Annotated in this window: 22 protein-coding genes; 12 read left to right on the top strand and 10 right to left on the bottom strand. The window is 62.5% G+C overall.

Annotation, left to right across the window (positions count from 1 at the left end):
* Window positions 1–46: 46 nt before the first annotated feature.
* Window positions 47–1,213, top strand: coding sequence for a PLP-dependent aminotransferase family protein (locus IB249_RS10590; protein WP_192304298.1), 1,167 nt, complete (start codon window positions 47–49; stop codon window positions 1,211–1,213).
* Window positions 1,214–1,371: 158 nt separating this feature from the next.
* Here IB249_RS10590 and IB249_RS10585 read toward each other — a convergent pair whose 3' ends face one another.
* The 5 genes from IB249_RS10585 to IB249_RS10565 form a co-directional block, all read right to left on the bottom strand.
* On the bottom strand, window positions 1,372–1,743 hold the full coding sequence (locus IB249_RS10585) for a glutathione S-transferase N-terminal domain-containing protein (RefSeq protein ID WP_192304296.1): 372 nt from the start codon (window positions 1,741–1,743) through the stop codon (window positions 1,372–1,374).
* Between the two features lie 103 nt (window positions 1,744–1,846).
* A complete protein-coding gene (folE, locus tag IB249_RS10580) occupies window positions 1,847–2,392 on the bottom strand; it encodes a GTP cyclohydrolase I FolE (RefSeq protein WP_192304294.1) in 546 nt (181 codons plus the stop codon).
* 77 nt (window positions 2,393–2,469) lie between these two features.
* Window positions 2,470–3,027 carry a Smr/MutS family protein gene (locus tag IB249_RS10575; RefSeq protein WP_192304292.1) on the bottom strand — a complete coding sequence of 186 codons (558 nt, stop codon included), beginning with the start codon at window positions 3,025–3,027 and terminating at the stop codon, window positions 2,470–2,472.
* Between the two features lie 78 nt (window positions 3,028–3,105).
* On the bottom strand, window positions 3,106–3,426 hold the full coding sequence (locus tag IB249_RS10570) for a hypothetical protein (RefSeq protein ID WP_192304290.1): 321 nt from the start codon (window positions 3,424–3,426) through the stop codon (window positions 3,106–3,108).
* A 131-nt stretch (window positions 3,427–3,557) separates the two neighbouring features.
* Entirely contained in the window at window positions 3,558–4,148 is a 591-nt protein-coding gene (locus IB249_RS10565) for a cysteine hydrolase family protein (protein ID WP_192304288.1), read from the bottom strand.
* 239 nt (window positions 4,149–4,387) lie between these two features.
* Here IB249_RS10565 and prmB point away from each other — a divergent pair, with 239 nt between their 5' ends.
* Entirely contained in the window at window positions 4,388–5,296 is a 909-nt protein-coding gene (prmB, locus tag IB249_RS10560) for a 50S ribosomal protein L3 N(5)-glutamine methyltransferase (protein ID WP_192304286.1), read from the top strand.
* Between the two features lie 98 nt (window positions 5,297–5,394).
* Here the strand turns inward: prmB and IB249_RS10555 are convergent, their stop codons facing one another.
* Together IB249_RS10555 and IB249_RS10550 are read right to left on the bottom strand one after the other, a co-directional pair.
* Window positions 5,395–6,186 (bottom strand): hypothetical protein, encoded by a 792-nt coding sequence (locus tag IB249_RS10555; protein ID WP_192304284.1) that lies wholly within the window; start codon window positions 6,184–6,186, stop codon window positions 5,395–5,397.
* 100 nt (window positions 6,187–6,286) lie between these two features.
* Entirely contained in the window at window positions 6,287–7,240 is a 954-nt protein-coding gene (locus IB249_RS10550; protein WP_192304282.1) for an alpha/beta hydrolase, read from the bottom strand.
* A gap of 130 nt (window positions 7,241–7,370) precedes the next feature.
* Between IB249_RS10550 and aroC the strand changes: the two genes are divergently transcribed.
* Genes aroC through mtnC form a run of 5 tightly spaced genes read left to right on the top strand, consistent with a single transcriptional unit; the run spans window position 7,371 to window position 11,516 of the window.
* Complete coding sequence (aroC, locus tag IB249_RS10545; protein WP_192304280.1) at window positions 7,371–8,462, top strand: chorismate synthase; 1,092 nt, start codon at window positions 7,371–7,373, stop codon at window positions 8,460–8,462.
* Window positions 8,463–8,490: 28 nt separating this feature from the next.
* Window positions 8,491–9,642 (top strand): MFS transporter, encoded by a 1,152-nt coding sequence (locus IB249_RS10540; protein WP_192304278.1) that lies wholly within the window; start codon window positions 8,491–8,493, stop codon window positions 9,640–9,642.
* Window positions 9,639–10,262 carry a methylthioribulose 1-phosphate dehydratase gene (locus IB249_RS10535; protein WP_192304276.1) on the top strand — a complete coding sequence of 208 codons (624 nt, stop codon included), beginning with the start codon at window positions 9,639–9,641 and terminating at the stop codon, window positions 10,260–10,262. Before IB249_RS10540 ends, IB249_RS10535 begins: the two co-directional genes overlap by 4 nt.
* 20 nt (window positions 10,263–10,282) lie before the next feature.
* Window positions 10,283–10,828 carry a 1,2-dihydroxy-3-keto-5-methylthiopentene dioxygenase gene (locus IB249_RS10530; protein ID WP_192304273.1) on the top strand — a complete coding sequence of 182 codons (546 nt, stop codon included), beginning with the start codon at window positions 10,283–10,285 and terminating at the stop codon, window positions 10,826–10,828.
* A gap of 4 nt (window positions 10,829–10,832) precedes the next feature.
* Window positions 10,833–11,516, top strand: a complete 684-nt coding sequence (gene mtnC / locus IB249_RS10525) for an acireductone synthase (protein WP_192304271.1) — start codon at window positions 10,833–10,835, stop codon at window positions 11,514–11,516.
* 79 nt (window positions 11,517–11,595) lie between these two features.
* Here the strand turns inward: mtnC and IB249_RS10520 are convergent, their stop codons facing one another.
* On the bottom strand, window positions 11,596–11,874 hold the full coding sequence (locus IB249_RS10520; RefSeq protein ID WP_192304269.1) for a DUF3509 domain-containing protein: 279 nt from the start codon (window positions 11,872–11,874) through the stop codon (window positions 11,596–11,598).
* Between the two features lie 343 nt (window positions 11,875–12,217).
* On the opposite strand from IB249_RS10520, the gene IB249_RS10515 reads away from it, so the two are divergent.
* Both IB249_RS10515 and IB249_RS10510 read left to right on the top strand, forming a co-directional pair.
* Window positions 12,218–14,056, top strand: a complete 1,839-nt coding sequence (locus IB249_RS10515; RefSeq protein ID WP_192304267.1) for a long-chain-acyl-CoA synthetase — start codon at window positions 12,218–12,220, stop codon at window positions 14,054–14,056.
* A gap of 96 nt (window positions 14,057–14,152) precedes the next feature.
* A complete protein-coding gene (locus tag IB249_RS10510; RefSeq protein ID WP_192304265.1) occupies window positions 14,153–14,671 on the top strand; it encodes an ankyrin repeat domain-containing protein in 519 nt (172 codons plus the stop codon).
* Between the two features lie 140 nt (window positions 14,672–14,811).
* Here the strand turns inward: IB249_RS10510 and IB249_RS10505 are convergent, their stop codons facing one another.
* Both IB249_RS10505 and xthA read right to left on the bottom strand, forming a co-directional pair.
* Complete coding sequence (locus IB249_RS10505; protein ID WP_192304263.1) at window positions 14,812–16,152, bottom strand: substrate-binding domain-containing protein; 1,341 nt, start codon at window positions 16,150–16,152, stop codon at window positions 14,812–14,814.
* 88 nt (window positions 16,153–16,240) lie between these two features.
* Entirely contained in the window at window positions 16,241–17,053 is an 813-nt protein-coding gene (xthA, locus tag IB249_RS10500) for an exodeoxyribonuclease III (RefSeq protein ID WP_192304261.1), read from the bottom strand.
* Window positions 17,054–17,335: 282 nt separating this feature from the next.
* On the opposite strand from xthA, the gene IB249_RS10495 reads away from it, so the two are divergent.
* The 3 genes from IB249_RS10495 to IB249_RS10485 all read left to right on the top strand — a co-directional run bounded on the left by IB249_RS10495 (window position 17,336) and on the right by IB249_RS10485 (window position 23,445).
* Window positions 17,336–17,986 (top strand): GNAT family N-acetyltransferase, encoded by a 651-nt coding sequence (locus tag IB249_RS10495; protein ID WP_192304259.1) that lies wholly within the window; start codon window positions 17,336–17,338, stop codon window positions 17,984–17,986.
* Window positions 17,987–18,052: 66 nt separating this feature from the next.
* Complete coding sequence (locus IB249_RS10490; protein WP_192304257.1) at window positions 18,053–19,780, top strand: autotransporter assembly complex protein TamA; 1,728 nt, start codon at window positions 18,053–18,055, stop codon at window positions 19,778–19,780.
* On the top strand, window positions 19,777–23,445 hold the full coding sequence (locus IB249_RS10485; protein WP_192304255.1) for a translocation/assembly module TamB domain-containing protein: 3,669 nt from the start codon (window positions 19,777–19,779) through the stop codon (window positions 23,443–23,445). The genes IB249_RS10490 and IB249_RS10485 overlap by 4 nt, the downstream gene beginning before the upstream one ends.
* Window positions 23,446–23,603: the final 158 nt, after the last annotated feature.

Raw genomic sequence — 23,603 nt, 5'->3', positions numbered from 1 at the left:
AACCAGTTTGACTCATTTACCTCAGGCCTCGCTACCGGTGACTCCCATGGCATTTTCCGAACGTGTTTCACGCCTCAAAAGCTCTCTCATCCGTGAAATCCTCGCGGCGGCCCAGCGCCCGGAAGTCATGTCGTTCGCTGGCGGCCTGCCGGCCGAGGTGATGCTGCCGAACGTCGAATGGGATGAAATGCCTTTGAGTCTCGGCCAGTACGGCATGAGCGAGGGCGAGCCTGCCTTGCGCGAAGCCCTGGCGGCGCAGGCCAGGTCTCTGGGCGTAGCGTGCGAGGCGAGTCAGGTGTTGGTGGTCAGCGGTTCGCAGCAGACGCTGGACCTGGCGGCCAAGCTGTACATCGACAAAGGCACCGAGATTCTGCTCGAGGCGCCGACTTACCTGGCTGCGTTGCAGATCTTCCAGTTGTTCGGTGCCGACTGCATCACCGTGCCGCAGGAGGCGGATGGTCCGGACCTGGTGGCGCTGCGCAGCCGCCTGGAACAGCACAAGCCGGCGTTCATCTATCTGATTCCGACGTTCCAGAACCCTTCGGCGGTGCGCTACAGCGAGGCCAAGCGTGATGCGGTCGCCGCGTTGCTGGACGAATTCGCTGTCACCCTGATCGAAGACGAACCCTATCGCGAGCTGACATTCGATGGCGGCAGCGCCACGCCGATTGTCAGCCGCTTGAACAAGGCCAGCTGGATCTACACCGGCACGGTCTCGAAAACCCTGCTGCCGGGGCTGCGCGTGGGTTACCTGATCGCCAGCCCGGATCTGTTCCCGCACTTGCTCAAGCTCAAGCAGTCGGCCGACCTGCACACCAACCGCATCGGCCAGTGGCAGGCCTTGCAGTGGATCGGCTCAGAGAAGTATCAGCAGCACCTGGGGGACTTGCGCGACTTTTACCGGGCGCGTCGGGATGCGTTCCAGGCAGCGCTGCAAACGCATTTCTCCGACCTGGCTGACTGGAACGTGCCCCAGGGCGGGCTGTTTTTCTGGCTCACGCTCAAGCAACCGCTGGATACGCGAACCTTGCTCAAGGACGCACTGGCGGCAGACGTCGCGTTCATGCCGGGCGAGCCGTTTTTCCCCGAACCGGACCAGCACCACGGGCATCTGCGGCTGAACTTCAGCCACATCGACCCGGCGCGATTGGGGGAGGGGCTCAAGCGCCTGGCGGCGGTGGTGCGTCAGGCACAGGCGGTGGAGGCGGCCTGAGGGCTGAAATGAAAAAACCGGCCACTGGGCCGGTTTATTTCTGGTGTTGGCGTTGTTCGGGCCGGCCCCTTCATGAGCAGGCGCTCCCACCATTGATCGCACTCCGAGGTGGGAGCCAGCCTGCTCGCGAAGGCGTCAGTCAGCCCACCACGAAAACCTCAAACAGCCGCAAACCGCTTGTCCAGATAATCAATGATCACCTTGGACTCATACATCCACGTCGTCTGCCCATTCTCTTCGATGCGCAGGCACGGCACCTTGATCTTTCCGCCCTGTTCCAGCAGCGTCTGGCGATCCTGTTCGTTGTTCTTCGCGTCACGCAACGCCACCGGCACATTCAGGCGGCGCAGGGTGCGGCGGGTTTTCACGCAGAACGGGCAGGCGTGGAACTGGTACAGGGTCAGGTCCCTGGCGGCGGCTTCAACCTGGGCCTGGGCGGCGGCGGGGCGCTGCTTTTTGCCAGGTCGGGTGATGAAGTCGATGAAGATGATCAGTTGGCCGAGGCCGACACGAAGTGCTTTGACGAACACGCTACAAGCCTCACGGGGCGAATGAAGAAAGGCGCGCAGCTTACCTGATTTTTCACGGGCGAAAAAAAACCGGCGATAAACGCCGATTTTCTTCGAGCGCGAATTACTTGATCAGGCTGAGGAATTCGCTGCGCGTGGCCGCGTTTTCGCGGAACTCACCGAGCATCACCGAGGTGATCATCGACGAATTCTGCTTCTCGACACCGCGCATCATCATGCACATGTGCTTGGCCTCGATCACCACGGCGACGCCCAGGGCGCCGGTGACCTGCTGGACCGCGTCGGCGATCTGGCGGCTGAGGTTCTCCTGGATCTGCAGGCGACGGGCGTACATATCGACGATCCGCGCGACTTTCGACAGGCCCAACACCTTGCCGCTCGGGATATAGGCGACGTGGGCCTTGCCGATGAAGGGCAGCAGGTGGTGTTCGCACAATGAGTAGAGCTCGATGTCCTTGACCAGCACCATTTCGCTGTTGTCGGAGCTGAACAAGGCACCGTTGGTGACTTCTTCGAGGGTCTGCTCGTAACCGCGGCAGAGGTACTTCATGGCTTTGGCGGCACGTTTGGGCGTGTCGAGCAGGCCTTCGCGGGAGACGTCTTCGCCCAATTGGCCGAGGATCTCGGTGTAATTCTGTTCCAGGGACATGAAACTACCTGTGGGATTTTACGCAAAGGGCAAGGGTACGGTGGCAAGCACGGCGCTGCAAGCTTGTCGCAACGGCTTTATTCGTCCCGACCTTCCATCATGGTGCGTTTGAGCATCACGTAAACCGCTCCGGCGCCGCCGTGTCTGGCCTGGCAGGAAGTGAAGCCCAGCACCTTGGGGTGTTGGCGCAGCCAGGTGTTGACGTGACTTTTGATCATCGGCCGTTTGCCGTCCAGGCGCACGGCCTTGCCGTGGGTGACGCGCACGCAGCGCACCTCCAGCTGGGTCGCTTCGGCCAGGAACGCCCAGAGGGTTTCCCGGGCTTTCTCCACGCTCATGCCGTGCAGGTCGAGGCTGCCCTCGAACGGAATCTGCCCGACCTTGAGCTTGCGCATCTGGCTTTCCTGTACGCCATCGCGCGCCCACATCAATTCGTCTTCCGGGCCGACATCGATCACGAACTGATCGGACAGGCCATCGACGGTGGTGGCATTGGTGCGCACGGTGGCGGCCTGGCGCAGCTTGGCGATCTGGGCTCGATCAGCCTTGGGTTTACCGGTTTCGGCGCGGTCGTGCTTGATCGGCTTGACGCCTTGGATGGCGCTTTTGAACAGGGAAAAATCGTCGTCTTGCATGTCAGCCTCCGCGAAGGTCGGCCAGTTTACCCAAGTCGAGACATGTTCGATAACAATTGCGGCGTTCCGACCTTCAATTCAGTCGTGTTTTTTCATCAGGTGCGGGGACATGTTCAGCTCACGCGACTGGCGCGCACGGCGACGGCAACGGCGCCAGAACCACACGCCCAGGTAGAGCAGGAACAAACCAACCGCCAGGATAATCGCCGAGCCCAACGGGCTGGCGTTCAGTTCGCCGAGTGCCGGCGGGCGGCCGAACAGGCTGGCGGCGCCGGCCATTGCCAGCAAAACGCCGCAGGTGGCCAGCAGGGCGGCGAATGCTGCGCCAAATCTGAATCGCCAGTTGCGTTGGCCCTTGGGCCGCAAGCGGCGTGCGTCAAAACCATCGGATAACTTCATTCCGACCTTCCTCAATGGGTATCGGCCCTTCGACCGGAAGTTGACCGGGATGTTCCTGAGGCTATGACAAATACGGCAAACGAGCGGCTTTTGCGGATGAGCGGCGGCAAAAACCGCTCATCTTGCGTCGATCAGATCAGATCGCGGGTCAGGGCGAGGGTGGCGAAGTTATCCGCCATGATCGCCATTTCGGTCTGTTGAACGTGCTCGGCGCTCAACACCCCGTCCTTGTAGGGCAAATCGCGGGTGGCACAGGCGTCTTCCACGAGGGTGCAGCGAAAGCCCAGGTTTTTCGCGGCGCGTACCGTGGTGCTGACGCTGGAGTGGCTCATGAACCCACACACGATCAGGTCCAGTGAACCGAGATTCTGCAGGCGCTCGAGCAGTTCGGTGCCGTGGAACGCACTCGGCAGCAACTTGCCGATGATGGTTTCGTCGCTCAGCGGCTCCAGGCCCGGGATGAATTCCCCGCGCTCGGCTTGCGGGTCGAACAACCCGCCGACGGTGCCAAGGTGGCGTACATGCACGACGGGGCGGCCGGCGGCACGGGCAGCGGCCACCAGTTGCTTGATGTTCGCAACGGCAGCATCCATGCCGCTCAGGGCCAGGGGACCGCTGAGGTATTCTTTCTGGGCATCGATGATCACAAGCGTTGCATGACTCAGATTGGCTGCTGCATAACCGCGGCCGCTGAGTTGAAACATCGTTTTTGGAACGGACATTCTGGGGCTCCTTCGGGTGGGGCTTTTGCGACATTGTCCTCTGGCTGAGCGCTTCTGTGAATCGCTACCAACGCAGGGGCCGTCGTTGCTGGCTTACAGCGTTGTCAAGATCCTCATTTTGTTCAATAGCCAACGCAAAAAATGGAGGAGTCCTACGTCGGCACCCAAGTTTTTCCTGCATCGTCGTCCCGCGTTTTGGCTGTTAGAATCGCCTGTCGTTTTTTCTGGAGTTTGCCGCTGTGATCACTTCCCGCCTTCGTACCCTGCGTGACCATATCCGTTGGGCCGTCAGCCGCTTCCATGGGGAGGATCTGTTTTTCGGCCATGGGACCGACAATGCCTGGGACGAAGCCCGTCAATTGGTGTTGGGTGCCTTGCACCTGCCGTGGGAAATCGCCGACAGCTACCTCGACTGCAACCTGGAAGACGATGAGCTGGTGCGCCTGCAACGCCTGCTCAAGCGTCGCATCGAAGAGCGCATCCCCACCGCCTACCTGCTGGGTGAGGCCTGGTTCTGCGGCCTGCCGTTCATTGTCGACGAGCGCGTGCTGATTCCGCGTTCACCGATTGGCGAGTTGATCGAAAAGCAGTTCAGCCCTTGGCTTGGTGCCGAACCGGCACGGATTCTCGACCTGTGCACCGGCTCCGGTTGCATCGGTATCGCCTGTGCCTACGAGTTTCGCAATGCCGAGGTGGTGCTGGCCGACCTGTCGTTCGAAGCGCTGGAAGTGGCTAACCGGAACATCGAGCGTCACGGCGTCGATGAGCGCGTGTACACGGTTCAGGGTGATGGGTTCGACGGTTTGCCGGGGCAGCGTTTCGACCTGATCGTGTCGAACCCGCCCTACGTCGATGCGGAAGATTTCGCCGACATGCCCCAGGAGTATCACCACGAACCCGAGTTGGGCCTGGCCTGCGGTGACGATGGCTTGAACCTGGTGCGGCGCATGCTCGCCGAAGCGGGCGAGCACCTGACCGAGAAGGGGTTGTTGATCGTCGAGGTGGGCAACAGCCAGGTGCACGTCGAGGCGTTGTACCCTGAAGTCGACTTCGCCTGGCTCGACTTCGAGCGCGGCGGGCACGGTGTGTTCATGTTGACGGCGCAGCAGTGCCGGGAACATCAGGCGTTGTTCGCGTCTCGCGTCTGACTTCAGGACGCCTTCGCCAGCAGGCTCGCTCCCACAGGCTGCACTGAGCCTTGTGGGAGCTGGCTTGCCAGCGAAGACCGCGACACGCTCTCAAGCCCTCAACGGTGCGTGGCGATCCAGATCAGCAAGCCGGCCTGGAACACCGCAAAGGCCACCAGGCAGGTAATGGTGAAACGCAGCCCCGCGTCTTCACGCTTGTACTTGCTGACCTTTTCCTCATGCTTCTTGAGCTTCACTTCCTGCTCGGCCAGGTTCTGTTCGGCCTGCTGGAGCATTTGCGCCGCCTCGAGAATTTCCACCTGTTGCAGCTTTTCCGTGTTCCAGTCGGACAGCAGGTCGCCGACCCGCACTTCCTTGACGCTGCCCTTGAGGTGCTGGGCGTCGGCATAGATTACGTCGAAACCGTGGACGCGCAGGAAATGATCGCGGCGCAGGCGCGTGTCTTCGTTCAGCGCGTCCTTGTTGTTCAGGTCGGTGCCGTCGACGGTGTAGGCGGGCCAGCGCTTTTTCGCCCAACTGATGCCCTGGGCCGCCAGGTAGCGCCCGATGCCGCGATTCATCGGCTCGATCTGCAATCCGCTGTCCGGTGCGAAACGCACCCGTTTTTCGGTGTGGTCGACCCACACGTCGAGGTGATTCTGTTCCTTGCGCACGCGTTGGCCGGGCAGGGAGATGGTCATGCGCAACAGGCTGTGTTTCTTGTCATTGCGCTCGGCATAGCCGAACTCGACAAAGCGCAGGGGGCGCCCGCCGGTGTTGCGGTCGGTGGTCAGCGGCGCCAGGCGGAGCATCTTGTGGTGCTCGACGTGGACGTCCGCCCATGGCAGCTCGACCGCTGGCGGTGCGTCTTTTTCAGCGGTGGTGTCGGGTGAAGTCTGGGTATCGGTCATAACGGCGAGATCCTGTCCAAGCTCAGCTTGTCGCCAGCACGTGCGCTGACGACAAAGGCTTATCGGCCGTTTTTTCCAGGACTGGAGGGTCAATAGGCGTTTAACGGGTGCGAAGTCCGTCAATAAACCCGAGAATGCGCGTGCCCAGTTCGGCAGCCAGGGGCAATTGCGGGTCCTTGTAGGACGCCAGTTGCCGCTTGACGTCGTTGGGCACGATGCGCAAGACGTGGTTCATGCCGTCGATCAGCGCCAGCTCGGCGTCCGGCTTGGCTGCCTTCAGTTGCCGCGCATCATCGACCCCGACTTGAATGTCGTGGCTGCCCTGAATGATCAGCGCCGGCATTTTCAGCCGGGCAAACGCCGCCGCCGGGTCCTGGCGGAACAACGAGATCAGGTAGGGCTGCACGCTCGGGCGGAAAATCACCTGGAGTGGTGGCGGCACGTTGTCGTCGGTTTTTCCGGCCTTGAGGCTGTCGATCAGTTCATTGCTGCGCAACATCAGCGGCGGTGGCAGGCTGCGGGCCAGTTGCTCGCGCAACACCTGGTCGATGGGGCGGGCGCTGCCGGACATGGAAATCACCGCTGCGGCATCGACGCTCGGCGCGGCGAGGCTGGCGATCAGCGCGCCTTCGCTGTGCCCCAGCAGGATCAACGGGCCGAAGCGCGGATCGCTCTTGAGTTTGCGGCCCCAGGCCTGGGCATCGGCCACATAGGCCTCCACCGACAGGTTGCGTTCATCCGGGGTAGCCGCCAGGCTCGCCGCCACGCCGCGCTTGTCATAGCGCACGCTGGCGACGTTGTGTTTGGCCAGCACCCAGGCCAGGCGCTTGAGGCTGTCGTTGCGCCCGCCGTCGGGGTTGTTGCCGTCGCGATCCGTGGGCCCTGAGCCGGAAATGATCAGGACCACCGGCACCGGCTGGTCGGATTTGGGCAGCAGCAGGGAGCCGAACAGCTCTCCGGTGCCGGTATCCAGCGAGATCGGCCGTTGCAGGACGGTGGCCTGCACAAAGCCGGTAAACAGGGTCAGACTCAAGGCTAGAACTCGCAGCATCATCACGCCATCATTCACAAGGGTGCCGGTTGGACTCACAGGCCTCCATAAGGTTCGAGGATGAACTACTTGGGGAGCCTGCGTATACTGGCGCGCATTACGTATTTGGGTTCGATTTCACGGAGCGTCCTGCATGTCCGGCAATACCTACGGCAAGCTGTTCACTGTCACCACCGCAGGCGAGAGCCATGGTCCGGCGTTGGTCGCCATTGTCGACGGCTGCCCGCCGGGGCTGGAGATTTCCCTCGAGGATCTGCAGCGCGACCTGGACCGCCGCAAACCCGGCACCAGCCGTCACACCACCCAGCGCCAGGAAGCCGACGAAGTCGAGATCCTGTCGGGCGTGTTCGAGGGTCGCACCACCGGTTGCGCCATCGGCCTGTTGATCCGCAATACCGACCAGAAGTCCAAGGACTACTCGGCGATCAAGGATCTGTTCCGCCCGGCCCACGCCGACTACACCTACCACCACAAGTACGGCGAGCGCGATTACCGCGGCGGCGGTCGCAGTTCGGCGCGGGAAACCGCGATGCGCGTGGCGGCGGGCGCGATTGCCAAGAAGTACCTGGCCTCCCAGGGCATCGTCATTCGTGGCTACATGAGCCAGCTCGGCCCGATCGAGATCCCGTTCAAGACCTGGGACTCGGTGGAGCAGAACGCGTTTTTCAGCCCCGATCCGGACAAGGTGCCGGAGCTGGAAGCCTACATGGACCAGCTGCGTCGCGATCAGGACTCGGTCGGCGCGAAAATCACCGTCGTCGCCGAAGGCGTGATGCCCGGCCTCGGCGAGCCGATCTTCGACCGTCTCGATGCCGAACTGGCTCACGCGCTGATGAGCATCAACGCGGTCAAGGGCGTGGAAATCGGCGCCGGTTTCGCCAGCGTCGCCCAGCGTGGCACCGAGCACCGCGACGAGCTGACGCCGCAGGGCTTCCTCAGCAATAACGCCGGCGGCATCCTGGGCGGCATCTCGTCCGGCCAGCCGATCGTTGCGCACCTGGCGTTGAAGCCGACGTCAAGCATCACCACGCCGGGGCGTTCGATCGACATCCATGGCAACCCGGTGGATGTGATCACCAAGGGCCGTCACGACCCTTGTGTCGGTATTCGCGCCACGCCCATCGCCGAAGCGATGATGGCCATCGTGTTGATGGATCACCTGTTGCGACACCGCGGGCAGAACGCCGATGTGCGCGTGAGCACGCCGGTGCTGGGGCAGCTTTAATGGCTGATCTGTCGGTCGCTGCGGTCTGATGACCGTGGCGGCGCTCCCGTACTGGCGGCTTTCCAGTTTCTATCTGTTCTATTTCGCCTTGCTCGGTTCGACAGCGCCGTTTCTGGCGCTGTACTTCGACCACCTGGGGTTCAGCGCCGCGCGCATTGGCGAACTGGTGGCGATCCCGATGCTGATGCGTTGCGTGGCCCCGAACATTTGGGGCTGGCTCGGTGACTACACCGGGCGGCGCCTGGCCATTGTGCGCTTTGGCGCGGTGTGCACGCTGCTGACCTTCTCGCTGATCTTCGTCAGCAAGACCTACGCCTGGCTGGCGATGGTCATGGCGTTGCATGCGTTTTTCTGGCACGCGGTGCTGCCGCAGTTCGAAGTCATCACCCTGGCGCACTTGAATGGCCAGACCCAGCGTTACAGCCAGATCCGCTTGTGGGGGTCCATCGGGTTCATCATCACCGTGGTGGCGCTGGGACGGTTGTTCGAATGGCTGAGCCTGGACATTTACCCGGCGGCGCTGGTGCTGATCATGGCCGGCATCGTGGTCAGCAGCCTGTGGGTGCCCAACGCCCACCCGGTCCAGGGCGAACGCCTGGCCGGGGATGGCTTTCTCAAGCAGTTGCGCAGCCCCGGCGTGCTGGCGTTCTACGGGTGCGTGGCGCTGATGCAGATGAGCCACGGTCCCTATTACACCTTTCTGACCTTGCACCTGGAGCGCCTGGGTTACAGCCGTGGCCTGATCGGCATGCTCTGGGCACTGGGCGTGGTGGCCGAGGTCCTGATGTTCCTGGCCATGAGCAAGATCCTGACCCGGTTCTCGGTCCGTCGGGTGTTGCTGGCGAGTTTCCTGCTGGCGGCGCTGCGCTGGTTGTTGCTGGGGTCGTTCGCCGAATTTGTCGGGGTGCTGTTGTTTGCCCAGGTGCTGCACGCGGCGACGTTCGGCAGCTTTCACGCCGCTGCCATCCAGTTCGTGCAACGTAGTTTCGGCGCGCGCCAGCAAGGGCAGGGCCAGGCGTTGTACGCCGCGCTGGCCGGCACGGGCGGCGCCTTGGGCGCGCTGTATTCCGGCTACAGCTGGAATACCCTCGGCCCCGCATGGACCTTTAGTATTGCCAGTCTCGCAGCCTTCGCCGCTGCCATTATCATTGCCACACGTATGCAAGAGGACAGGCCATGAGCCTTACCCGTGAACACCTCGCCCAGGAAATCATCGACGCCGGGCGTTTTCTCTATGGACGCGGCTGGTCGCCGGCCACCAGCAGCAATTATTCGACGCGTCTGTCGCCCACCGAAGCCTTGTTGACCGTTTCCGGCAAGCACAAGGGCCAGTTGGGGCCTGACGATGTGCTGGCCACGGATCTCTCGGGCAACAGCCTGGAACCGGGCAAGAAACCGTCCGCCGAAACCTTGCTGCACACCCAGCTCTACCGTTGGCGCCCGGAGATCGGCGCGGTGCTGCACACCCATTCGGTCAACGCCACGGTGCTGTCGCGCCTGACGCCGGGGGATTTCATCGAGTTCGAGGACTACGAGCTGCAAAAGGCCTTCAGTGGCGTCACGACCCACGAATCCCGGGTGTGCGTGCCGATTTTCGACAACGATCAGGATATTGCGCGCCTGGCGGCCAAGGTGCAGCCTTGGCTCCAGGCCCATCCCGATTGCGTGGGTTATCTGATCCGCGGCCATGGCCTCTACACCTGGGGCGCACGCATGAGCGATGCGTTGCGGCAGATCGAGGCCTTTGAATTTTTGTTCGAGTGCGAGTTGAAAACCCGCTCTTTGATTCGCCAAGCATGAACCGTTAAGGAGTTGCCCTGATGAGCAGCCTGTCCGTCTACCACGTCTCAAGCCCTGACATTCCGAACAAGGTGCTGACCCATTTCGAAGACATCGCCGCCACCCTGGCGGAGCAGGGGGTGCGCTTCGATCGCTGGCAAGCGGCGGCGAAGATCCAGCCGGGCGCCAGCCAGGAAGAGGTGATCGCGGCCTATCAGGCGCAGATTGACCAATTGATGACCGAGCGCGGCTACATCACGGTCGATGTGATCAGCCTCAACAGCGATCACCCGCAAAAAGCCGAACTGCGCGCCAAGTTCCTCGACGAACACCGCCATGGCGAAGACGAAGTGCGCTTTTTCGTGGCCGGGCGCGGTCTGTTCACCCTGCACCTGGGCGATTACGTGTACGCCGTGTTGTGCGAAAAGAACGACCTGATCTCCGTGCCGGCCGGCACCCCGCACTGGTTCGACATGGGCGAGCATCCGCATTTCGTGGCAATCCGCCTGTTCAACAACCCCGAAGGCTGGGTGGCCAATTTCACCGGCGATGACATCGCCAGCCGCTTCCCGCGTCTGGAGGACTGAGCCGATGCCGATCAAAGCGATTCTCACCGACATCGAAGGCACCACCAGCGCGGTGAGTTTCGTCTTCGATGTGCTGTTTCCCTACGCTGCCCGGCATTTGCCGGACTTCGTGCGCCGGCACGCCACCCGCGCCGATGTCGCCGAACAACTGGACGCCGTGCGCCGGGACAGCGATGAGCCGGGCGCGGAGGTCGAGCGGGTGATCGAGATCCTCCTGGGGTGGATTGCCGAAGACCGCAAGGCCACACCGCTCAAGGCGTTGCAAGGCATGGTCTGGGAGCAGGGCTACCAGGCCGGGCAGTTGAAGGGCCACGTGTACCCGGATGCCGTAGAAGCGCTGCAGCGCTGGCATCGGCAGGGTTTCCAGCTGTTTGTCTATTCTTCGGGCTCGATCCAGGCGCAGAAGTTGATCTTCGGCTGCTCGGAGGCGGGGGACCTGTCGCCGTTGTTCACGGGGTATTTCGACACCACGTCCGGACCCAAGCGTGAGGCGCAGTCCTACCGGCGCATTACCCAGGCCATCGGCCTGGAGGCGTCACAGATCCTGTTTTTGTCGGACATCGTCGAAGAGTTGGACGCGGCGCGCGAAGCGGGTATGGCGACGTGCGGGCTGGCGCGGCAGGGCGGGGCGCTGGCAGGGCATGTGACGCTCGACAGCTTTGCGCGGATCGATCCTTCCACGTTCTGAATGCCAACGAAAACGCGGGCTGTCAGGCCCGCGTCTTCTGGTCGATCATCGCGAGAGACTCGCGCCCACCCAGGATCTATCAGGCGGAATGGTAAGTCGGCAACGCAAACCGTTGCTGACTCTGCAGCATGGAAATCTGTGGCAGTTCGCTGGCCTGCTCGGCCAGGTCACGACGGATCGCGCTGATCACCCAGGACAGTTGATCACCGGCATGCAACTGCTGGTAGGAAATCGAGCGTTTGAATACCCGGCCCTCGCTGCTGCGCAGTGTCAGCAGGATGCCGCCGTCCGGGCGTGGCTGGGTGGTGACTTCGAAGTTGGAGAACAGGGACGAAAATTTTTCCTGGATCAGGCTCATGTCTATCAGCTCCGTTGGCTTTGAATGGCAAGCATGTCCAGAGAGTTGCAGCGTTTGTGCCAGTATTTGGGATCTTGAAAATCACTTAAAAAACAATAACTTAAAAGAAAGTCGAATTTTCATCGTCGTGCAATCTGCATGAACGGCCATCGTGCATCCTGCATTTTGCGAGATGGACGTCACTGGCACGGAACCAATCGCCTCGCGGGTGTTCGCGTCGTTGGCCCTGGCTTTGGCGGATACAAAACATTTCAAAAACCGCGTGTACAGCTCAAGAACCGTTGACGTATTTTCGGGTTCAATCACCGTTGCCCGACAATAAAAAGATCGAACGGGAGCCTGCATGCGCCGCATCACGAACGACACGATCACCTGGAGCATGATGCTGCGCAAGCTGCCGTCGATTGCCAGGGCCATCCCGCGGGTGGTGAAGGGCATGAAGGTTGCGAATGTCACGGACCCGACCCAGGCGTGTGGCCTGGGCTGGAGTTTCGAGCAGGCGACCGTGCGCAACCCTGATGGGCCGGCCTTGCTGCAGGGCGACGCGGTGTTCAGTTACAGGCAGGTCAATCAGTGGGCCAATCGCATCGCCCACTACCTGATTGCCCAAGGCATCCGCAAGGGCGACGTGGTGGCCGTGTTCATCGAGAACCGCCCGGAACTGCTGGTGAGCATCCTGGCGGTGGCCAAGGTTGGCGCGGTCAGCGCCTTGCTCAATACCGCGCAAACCCGCGACACCCTGGTCCACAGCCTGAACCTGGTGGCCCCCGTGGCGATCATTCTCGGCGAAGAGCTGGTGCCGGCGTTTTCAGCGGTGCGCGAGCGGGTCTCGATAGACGCCCGGCGCAGCTGGTTTGTCGCCGATCAGAACACCTATAACCAGCCAGGCATCGCCCCCGACGGCTTCATCAACCTGATGACGGCGGCCGTCGACGGGCCGGACGACAATCCGGCCAGCAGCCAGCAGGTTTTCTTCGACGACCCCTGCTTTTACATCTACACCTCAGGCACCACCGGTCTGCCCAAGGCCGGCGTGTTCAAGCACGGCCGCTGGATGCGCAGTTCCGCGAGTTTCGGCCTGATTGCTCTGGATATGCGACCTGAAGACGTCGTCTATTGCACCTTGCCGCTGTATCACGCCACCGGGCTGTGTGTGTGCTGGGGCTCGGCGGTCAGTGGGGCGTCCGGGTTCGCCATCCGCCGCAAGTTCAGTGCCAGTCAGTTCTGGAACGATGTGCGTGCCTACCGTGCGACCACCATTGGTTATGTCGGCGAGTTGTGTCGCTACCTGGTCGATCAGTCGCCGAGTCCCGACGACAACCGGCATGGCGTGACCAAGATGATCGGCAACGGCCTGCGCCCCGGTGCGTGGCACGCGTTCAAAACGCGCTTCGCGGTTCAGCACATCTGTGAGCTGTACGCGGCCAGCGACGGCAACATCGGTTTCACCAACGCGCTCAACTTCGATAACACCGTGGGATTTTCGCTGATGTCCTGGGAGCTGGCGGCCTACGATCATGACAGCGGCGCGCCGGTACGCGACGCCACGGGTTTCATGCGCAAGGTGGCCAGGGGCGAACAGGGGCTGTTGCTGGCGAAGATCGACGACAAGGCGCCACTGGACGGTTACACCGATCCGCAGAAGACCGAGAACGTCGTGTTGCACGACGTGTTCGAGAAGGGCGACCGGTACTTCAATACCGGCGATCTGTTGCGCAACATCGGTTTTGGTCACGCGCAGTTCGTCGATCGCCTGGGCGACACTTACCGCTGGAAAGGCGAAAACGTGTCGACCACCGAGGTCGAAAACATCCTTTTGCAGCACCCGAATATTTCCGAAGCCGTGGCGTACGGGGTGGAGGTGCGCAACACCAACGGGCGCGCGGGCATGGCGGCGATCACGCCTGCCGAGTCGCTGGCGACCCTCGATTTCAGCGAGCTGCTGACCTTTGTCCGCGAGCGCATGCCGGCGTATGCGGTGCCACTGTTCCTGCGGGTGAAGGTGAAAATGGAAACCACCGGCACCTTCAAATACCAGAAGACCCGACTCAAGGATGAAGCCTTCGACCCTGGCCGGACCGGCGACGATCCGATCTATGCCTGGCTGCCGGGAACCGACACCTATGTGCAGGTCACCGAACAGTTGCTGGCGCAGATTCATGGCGGGCAGTTCCGCTATTGAATGTGGCTATGGGGCTGCATGAGAAAAAACAAGTGACAGGTTCGGAGCCGCTCGGGAAACTGTCGGCTTTGCGAATAACTGTGAGTGGAGTTTCCAATGTCCGACCAAGGCCGCCAGATGACCCCCGAGGAAGCTGCCGAATTTGCCGAGCAGGTCTTCAACAAGGCGCGTGAGGGCGATGCGGCGATGATGGCTGCGTTGCTGAGCAAGGGCCTGCCGCCCAACCTGCGCAATCACAAGGGCGACACCCTGCTGATGCTGGCCGCCTACCATGGCCATGTCGATACCGTGAAGGTGTTGCTCGAACACAAGGCTGACCCGGAAATCCGCAACGACAATGGCCAGAGCCCGATTGCCGGCGCAGCGTTCAAGGGCGACCTGGCGGTGGTCCAGGCCCTGGTGGACGGCGGCGCGCAAGTGGAAGGTTCGTCGTTCGACGGCCGCACGGCACTGATGATGGCGGCGATGTTCAACCGCGTTGAAATCGTCGACTACCTGATCAGCAAAGGCGCCGATCCACAGGCCAAGGACGCCAACGGCGTCTCGGCACTGGATGCAGCGAAGACCATGGGCGCGACCGATACCACGGCGCAGTTGCAGAAGCTGCTCGGCTGATATCAACGCACAAACCTGTGGGAGCGAGGGTCGTCAACGATGACCCTGTCTGCCTGACACCCCGTGGTGTTGCGGCTTCAATCGCGAGCAGGCTCGCTCCCACAACCAATTCCGGGTTCACTGATGTCTCAGTGCAAGCCCTAGTAAACCCACACCTCGACCCGCCGGTTCTTGATCCGCCCCTCATCCGCGCTGTTGGCCGCCACCGGCATTTCGGCGCCAAAGCCGCGGATCTCGCGAAACACCACGCCGCTTTTCACCAGTTCCCGGCGTACCGCCATGGCTCGCAGTTTCGACAACAGGTCGGCGCGTGCCGGGTCGCTCTTGGCATCGCCGAACCCCACCAGCGTCACCTGCCGGTCGGTCTTGCCGGTCTGGCGCAGGTAGTCGAGCACCCGGGTCAGGTCCTGCCGAGCCTTGTTATCCAGGCTCGCGCTGCCTTCCTCGAAACGGAAATTCACACTCAGGCGCTGGGCATGACGGCTCAGCGCCTGGTAGCCCTCGGGCATCAAGGCGTTGGGCGCGACGGTCATGGCTTGCACGGTCTGGGCAATGAAGCCGTTGGCGGCGACGATGGCCTGGCCCTTGGTGCTTTGGGCGAAGGCGACCAGAGCTTCGGCCCAGGGTTTTTTGCCGTTGGGCGGCAGGTAAAGGAACAGCCGGCGCGACAACGGATAGTCTTCGGTGGCAATCAGGCTGTTGAGCGGCAACATGGCCTGGGACTGGCCGTCGACGATGGCCACGGCCTTGGCCTGGCGCACGTACGGCAAGCCGATGAAGCCAATGCCTTGTGGATCGAGGCTGACCGCGTCGGACAATTGCTCGCTGGACTCGAAGCGTTTCGCCGCGTTGCTCAGGGTTTTGCCGCGACGGCCGAGGACCAGTTCCTTGAAGGTGTCGTAGGTGCCCGATTGGTCATCGCGTGCGTACAGGTGGATCGTCCCGCCGTGGCCGCCGAGATCTTCCCAGGTTTTCGCTTCGCCGCTGAAGATGCGCGCCAGTTGCTCGGTGTTGAGTTGTGTCAGCGGGTTGTGCGGGTGGAGGATGATGGCCAGGCCGTCGATGGCGATGACCTGCTCGGCACCGGGGCTCTTCAGGTCGCCACGGGACGCAAGGGCCAGTACCTCGCTGTCCTTGATCGGGCGCGAGGACGCGGCCAGGTCGGCGGCGGCATTTTTCAGTGCGGTGAATCCGGTGCTCGAGCCATGGGCGGCAAGTTGCACTTCGACCCGCTGCCCTTGTGCGGTTTCGCCGATCACGCGCAACTCGTTGGCGGTGTCGGGCGCTTCGCTGTGCACCTTGAGCAGGCCCTGTTCGCGCATCAGGCCCTCGACCAGCGCCGGGCCCAGCGCCGCGCCGATGGTATTGGAGCCCTGGATGCGCAGCACCGGGCCCTGCCCGGGCATCGGCAGGTCAGCGGCCAAGGTGGTGATCGGCAGGGCGACGCACAACATGGACAGGAAAAAAACGCGCAGCGACATGCCGGCACCTTGATAAAGGAAAGTGCCGGGAGATTAAGTCAGTATTGTTTCCATCGGATGACAGATATTTTTTCCGGTTCAACTCGGTTCAGCTGAGTTCAAGCCAGATCGGCGCATGGTCCGAGGGCTTTTCCATCCCCCGCAGTTCGTAGTCCACGCCGGCATCCTTGACCCGCGGCAACAGCCCGTGGGAGGCCATGATCAGGTCGATGCGCAGACCACGCTTGGGCTCGTCCTCGAACCCGCGGCTGCGATAGTCGAACCAGCTGAAGCGGTCGGCCACGTCCGGGTTCAGGTGACGGAAGCTGTCGACCAATCCCCAGTTCTTCAGGCGCGCCATCCACTCGCGTTCTTCCGGCAGGAAGCTGCACTTGCCGGTTTTCAGCCAGCGCTTCATGTTGTCCGGGCCGATGCCGATGTCGCAGTCTTCCGGGGAAATGTTCACGTCGCCCATCACCACCAGCGGCTGCTCGTTGTTGAACTGGCTTTCCAGCAGGTGCTGCAGGTCGCTGTAGAAACGTTGTTTGGCGGGAAACTTGGTGGGATGGTCGCGGCTTTCGCCCTGGGGGAAATAGCCATTCATGATGGTGACCGGCACGCCATTGGCGTCGGCGAAGGTGCCCCAGATAAAGCGGCGCTGAGCGTCTTCTTCATCGGTGACGAAACCCTTGTGCAGCGCCAGCGGTGCCTGGCGTGAAAGCAGCGCGACGCCGTAGTGACCCTTTTGCCCGTGGAAATGCACGTGATAACCCAGCGCCTGGACCTCGTCCAGCGGGAACTGGTCGTCATGGACCTTGGTTTCCTGCAGGCCGATCACGTCGGGTTGATGTTTTTCAATCAGCGCCGCCAGCTGATGGGGGCGAGCGCGCAGCCCGTTGATGTTGAAGGAGACGATCTTCATGGTCGGCAGGTCCTGGCAAAAGGGCGATGCTAGCTGACCTGTGGGATTGGGGCCAGTGCGGGGTGAGCATTCTGCCTGATCTGCGTAGGCCTGGTTTTATCGCGAACGGGCTCGCTCCCACAAAATCACCCGTGTGGTCTATACCTTTGTGGGAGCGCGCCTGTTCGCGATAAGGCCGGTACAGCCGACACTGATTTCATTCAGTAAGGAACTGTGCCTGTGCCTGGAGGCTCGTAACAACAAGAGCAGCCCTTTGAGCTGTCCCCGGGGAGATCTACCGCTATGCCCGAAACCTCAACCGCGATTGCCGCGATCCACATGCTCGACAGCGGCTACTCCCGCGAAGCCCGTTCTCTGCTGTACCAGGCCTACCGCCACGAACCGACCTTCGGTTACCTGTTCGAAGCCGAGCGTCCCGGTTATGAGCAGCGGGTACGCGCCACAGTGCGTGAGCTGGTCAAGCAGCATTTCCTGCAAGACCTGCCGGCCATCGGCCTGCTGGTCAACGACCGGTTGATCGGCATTGCCCTGATTGCGCCGCCGCAACGGCGTTTGGGCATCACCGAAAGCTGGGCCTGGCGTTTGCGCATGGTGCTCAGCACCGGCTTTCGCTGCACGCGCCGCTACCTCGAGTACCACGATGCGGTGATGGCCTGCGTGCCGTCGGATTCGGTGCACCTGCTGCCGTTGCTGGGCATTCACCCGCAGTTCCAGGGCAAGCATTTCGGCGAGCAGTTGCTGCAAGCAGTACACAACTGGTGCGCGGAGGATGAGCACTCCCAGGGAGTGGTGCTCGATACCGGCAATCCCCGGTACCTGGAGTTCTATAAGCGCCAGGGTTACGAGGAAGTCGGTGAAGTGGCGGTCGGACCGATCCGCGAGCATGTGTTTTTCCACGCCAATCCGCAGGTACTGCAAACCGCCTCGGCATAAACGGTAGAACTTTCGCGCCACGCGAGGTTCTATCACGCTCCCAAGCTCGTGTTAGCATCCGCGCCTATGAAGTTTCCAGGAAGATTTACCAGCGGCGTGCTGATGCTGTTCACCAGCTGCGCGGCGCTGGCGCAAAGTGAATTGGATGTGCGGATCAAACCGTCCAACGACGAACTGAAAGCCAATATAGAGGGCTATATCGGCAGCCTCGGTGATCGTGACGAGGAAGCCCTGTTGCGCTTCAGTCGTGGAGCCGAGGAGCAGGCGCGCAAGGCCGCCCAGGCCCTGGGGTATTACCAGCCGCAGATCGAAAGCGATGTGAAAGGCGGCAAGACGCCGCGCCTGGTGCTCACCATCGAACCCGGCGAGCCGATTCATCTGCGCACCGTCACGATCCGCATTGACGGCCCGGCGGCCTCGCTCAAATCCTTCCGGGTGCCGAAAAGCACGGCGCTGAAAACCGGTGCGGTGCTCAATCATGGCCATTATGAAGACGCCAAGCGGTTGATCCAGAACCAGGCGTCGCGCTACGGCTTCTTCAGCGGCCGTTTCACTCGACAAAAACTTGCCATCGACCCGCGAGCGGGCGTTGCCGATATTGAACTGGTGTACGACAGCGGCCCGCGTTATGCCCTGGGCAAGGTCAGTTTCGAAGGCGACACGCCGTTCGACGAAGACCTGCTGCAACGCATGGTGCCGTTCAAGGCCGGCACGCCTTACGATTCCGAACTGATCGCCGAACTGAACCGTAACCTGCAATCGAGCGGTTATTTCGAAGGCGTGCGCGTCGATGCCGCGCCGACGGCGTCCAGGGAAGACGTGATCCCGGTGGACGTCAAACTCGAAACTCGCAAACCGCGCACCCTGGGGCTCGGCCTGGGTTATTCCACCGATGTCGGCCCCAGGGTCAAGGCCAACTGGACGCGGCATTGGGTCAACCCCCAGGGCCACAGTTATGGTTGGGAAACCGAAATCTCGGCGCCACGGCAGAACGTCGGGGTGTTCTACGACATACCCCTGGACCCGCCACTGACCGACAAACTGCGCTTCGCCGGTGGCTACCAGAACGAAGAAATCGCCGACAAGGACAGCCTGAGCAAGTTGCTGACCCTGGGTCCCGAGTGGCACAGCAAGCTGCCCAGCGGCTGGCAGCGGGTGGTGTCGCTGAAATGGCAACGCGAAGAATATCGGCTCGGTGACGATTCCGGGCTCAGTACCCTGCTGATGCCCGGGGTCAGCTATTCGTACCTCAAAAGTGACAACCGCATCGATCCGCACAACGGCTATCGCCTGGAATTCGATACCAAGGTGGCCAAGGAAGGCCTGGGCTCCGACAATAACCTGCTGTACGGCACCGCCCTGGTGAAAGGCCTGACCACGGTGTTCGACAAACACCGCTTCCTCGGTCGGATCCAGGTCGGCGGCAGCGCCACCAACGGCTATAAATCGGTGCCGCCGTCCCTGCGCTTTTTCGCCGGTGGCGATCAAAGCGTGCGCGGCTATGACTATCAGAGCCTGTCCCCGGAAAACTCCGAGGGCGACCGCATCGGTGGCCGCTACATGGTCGCCGCCAGTGCCGAGTATCAATACTCCATTGCCGAAAAGTGGCGGGTCGCGACCTTCATCGACCAGGGCAACTCCTTCAACAAACTCGAACTGCCGAACCTCAAGACCGGGGTCGGTATCGGCGTGCGCTGGGTGTCGCCGGTGGGGCCGATTCGCCTCGACCTGGCCCACGCGATGGACGACGACGGCGGCATTCGACTGCACTTTTCCATGGGGCCCGAGCTGTGAAGCGTGGTTTGAAAATAACGCTGCTGGCAATTCCGGCATTGCTGGTGCTGGTGCTGCTGGCGCTCACCGCCGTGCTGGGCACGGCGACGGGCAGCCGCTGGGCGCTGGGGTTTGTGCCGGGGTTGTCGGTCGAGAATTTCCGGGGGCGGCTGGGTGGGCAGTGGAGCGCCGACCATGTGCTCTGGCAACAGGACACCCGTCGGGTTGAGCTGGACCGGGTGATTTTTGCCTGGTCGCCCGGGTGCCTGGCGCGCATGACGCTGTGCATCGAGCAGTTGAAAGCCGATCAGGTCAGCCTGCAACTCCCGCCGGGGACGGACGAAGGCGATAGCCACCCGATCAGCCTGCCGGACCTGAAATTGCCGCTGGCCCTGGAGCTGGGCGACGTGCAGGTTGGCCGCCTGTTGTTCAACGGCAGTGAAGAACTCAAGGGCTTGCAATTGGCGGCGCACTGGACCGTACAGGGGCTGCAGATCGATGCCGTGCGCTTGCAGCGCGACGACATGAGCCTGAACCTTTCCGGCCTGCTGCAACCCTCCGGCAACTGGCCGCTGACGGCTTCCGGCCAACTGCAGCTGGCGACCCCGGCCCCCTGGACGCTGGACCTGAACATCAACGGTGATCTGCTCAAGACCCTGAAACTGCACGCCGACAGCCACGGTTACCTCGACGGTCAACTGAGCGGCGAGTTGCAGCCGCTGGTGGAAAACCTGCCGGCCAGGGTGCAGATCACGGCGGATGGCTTCAAGCCCGACGCCGATCTTCCAGACACCCTGCAACTCAATCAACTGCAACTGAGCGGCGAGGGCGACCTCAAAAGCGGCTATCAACTGCGCGGCAACGCCACGCTGCCGGCCGAGCAGGGGCCGGTCGCGTTGGTACTGCAAGGCAAGGTCGACGCCAACGGTGCGCAAATCGCCGGGTTGGACCTGACGGCCAGCGACAGGCAGAGCCTCAAACTCACCGGCGTGGTCGACTGGAGCAAAGGCCTGAGCGCCACGGCCAACATCGATTGGCTGGATTTCCCCTGGCACCGTCTCTATCCGCTGATCGATGAACCGGAGGTGGCCCTGCGCAGCTTCAAGGGTGAAGTCTCCTACACCGATGGCCACTACCTGGGCAACTTCAAGGCCGCGCTGGATGGCCCGGCCGGGGCGTTCAGCCTGAGCAGCCCGTTCGCCGGCGACCTGAGCAGCCTCTACCTGCAACAGATCCAGCTCGAAGCGGGGCAGGGCAAGGCCGAAGGGCACCTGAACCTGCAATTCGCCGAGGGCCTCGCCTGGGACACCGCACTCGACCTGTCCGCCCTCGATCCGGCGTACTGGGTCGCGGAATTGCCCGGCGTCCTCGCGGGGCCGCTGCGCAGCAAGGGCGAGTTGAGAAATGAAAAACTCAGCCTCGACGCCGATCTCGATCTCAAGGGCAAGCTGCGCGGTCAACCGGCGGTGATCCAGGCCAAGGCCGAAGGCGGCGGTCAGCAATGGAACCTCAGCGCCCTGCAAATCCGCCTTGGCGACAACAGCATCAGCGGCAAGGGCAGCCTGCACGAGAAGCTCGCCGGCCAGATCGACCTCAAGCTGCCGCGCCTGGCCCAGCTCTGGCCGCAACTGCGCGGGCAACTCAACGGCCGGATCAACGTCGCCGGCACGCTCAAGGCGCCGCAGGGCAAGCTCGGGCTGCAAGGCACGCAGCTGGCGTTCCAGGACAATCGCCTGCAAAGCCTCAACCTCGACGCCACCCTCGACAGCGCGCAACGGGCCAAAGTCGACCTCAAGGGCAGCGGCATCCAGGTCGGCGACACTGCCCTGGGCACGTTGACGGCCAGCGGCCAGGGCGATATCAAAAAGCAGCAGTTGGCGCTCGATCTGCAAGGCCCGCAGTTGAAGCTGGCCCTTGGCTTCGATGGCATGCTGGACAAGGGCAACTGGCGCGGTCGTCTGGCCAGCGGCGATCTCCGGACGGGCGGCCAGGACTGGAAGCTGCAAGGCCCGGCCAGACTCGAGCGGCTGGCGGACGGCAAAATCAACTTCGGCGCCCATTGCTGGATGTCCGGTGCGGCCAGCCTGTGCGGCGAGGACCAGCGCCTGATGCCGGAGCCGAAGCTGCGTTACCACCTCAAGCAGTTCCCGATCGACAGCCTGGCGCAGTGGTTGCCGAAGGATTTCGCCTGGAACGGCGTGCTCAATGCCGATGTGCAACTGGACCTGCCGGCCAGCGGCCCGAACGGTCTGGTCAGCCTCGATGCCGGTGGCGGCACCTTGCGTGTGAAGGAAAAGGACCAGTGGCTGGACTTCCCCTACCAGACCTTGAAACTCACCAGCAAACTCACGCCCAGGCGCATCGACAGCGAACTGGTGTTCGTCGGCAACAAGCTCGGCGAATTGAACGTGCAGGCGCAGATCAATCCGCTGGCGAAAAACAAACCGTTGACCGGCGCGTTTCGCCTCAATGGCCTCGACCTGTCGGTGGCGCGCCCCTTCGTGCCGATGGTCGAGAAACTCGGCGGACGCCTGAACGGCAGCGGCACGATCGCGGGCACGCTGATGGCGCCGCTGATCAACGGCAACCTGTTGCTCAGTGAAGGCGAAGTCTCCGGGCCGGAACTGCCGATGGAGCTGCAGGCCTTGCAAGTGCAAGCGCTCATCGCCGGTGAAACCGTGCAATTGAAGGGCGGCTGGAAAAGCGGCCAGAACGGGCAGGGCAGCCTGAGCGGCGACATCGCCTGGGGCCAGGCGCTGGTGGTGGACCTGGCGCTCAAGGGCACGCAGTTGCCGGTGACGGTCGAGCCTTACGCCAAGCTGGAAGTCGAGCCGGACCTGCGCATTTCGATGAAGGGCGATGAGCTGGCGGTGGCCGGCAAGGTGCGGGTGCCCCGGGGCGCGATCACCGTGCGCGAGCTGCCGCCGTCGACGGTCAAGCTCTCGGACGATGCGGTGATCATTGGCCAGCAGACCGAAGAGGGCAAACCGCCGGTGGCCATGAAGATGGACATCGACGTGCAGGTCGGCGAGGACAAACTGAGCTTTGCCGGGTTTGGCCTGACCGCCAACCTGCAAGGGCACGTGCACATCGGCGACAACCTGGATACCCGTGGCGAGCTGTGGCTCAACGACGGACGTTACCGCGCCTACGGCCAGCGGTTGACGGTGCGCCGGGCGCGCCTGTTGTTTGCCGGGCCGATCGATCAGCCTTACCTGGACATCGAAGCCATTCGCCAGACCGACGACGTGATCGCCGGTATTCGCCTCAGCGGCAGTGCCGAGCAGCCGACCACGCAGATCTTTTCCGAGCCGGCGATGAGCCAGGAGCAGGCCTTGTCCTACCTGGTGCTGGGGCGTCCGCTGAGCACCAGCGGCGAAGACAACAACATGCTGGCGCAAGCCGCGCTGGGCCTGGGCCTGATGGGCAGTGCCGGGGTCACCGGCAAGCTGGCCAGCGGTTTGGGGATCGAGGATTTCCAGCTCGACACCGAAGGCAGCGGCAACACCACCAGCGTGGTCGCCAGCGGCAACCTCTCGGAAAAACTCAGCCTGCGTTACGGCGTCGGCGTGTTCGAGCCGGCCAACACCATCGCCCTGCGTTACAAGCTGAGCAAGAAGGTGTACCTGGAGGCGGCGGGCGGCGTGGCCAGCTCGCTGGACATCTTCTACAAACGGGACTTCTAGGCCCCGCCGGACGGCCCACGTGGCCCGTTGACCCGTATCGCGAGCAGGCTCGCTCCCACAGGGGTTGCACGCGATGGGGGACCACCACCTGTCAATTAAATAAAAAGCTAACTAACTAATGCTTGGACATTTGCTGCCTAGGCAGTAACATCTCGTCA

This window comes from Pseudomonas sp. PDM04, assembly GCF_014851765.1.
Lineage (GTDB): Bacteria > Pseudomonadota > Gammaproteobacteria > Pseudomonadales > Pseudomonadaceae > Aquipseudomonas.
This window is presented reverse-complemented; position numbering and strand designations above follow the sequence as displayed.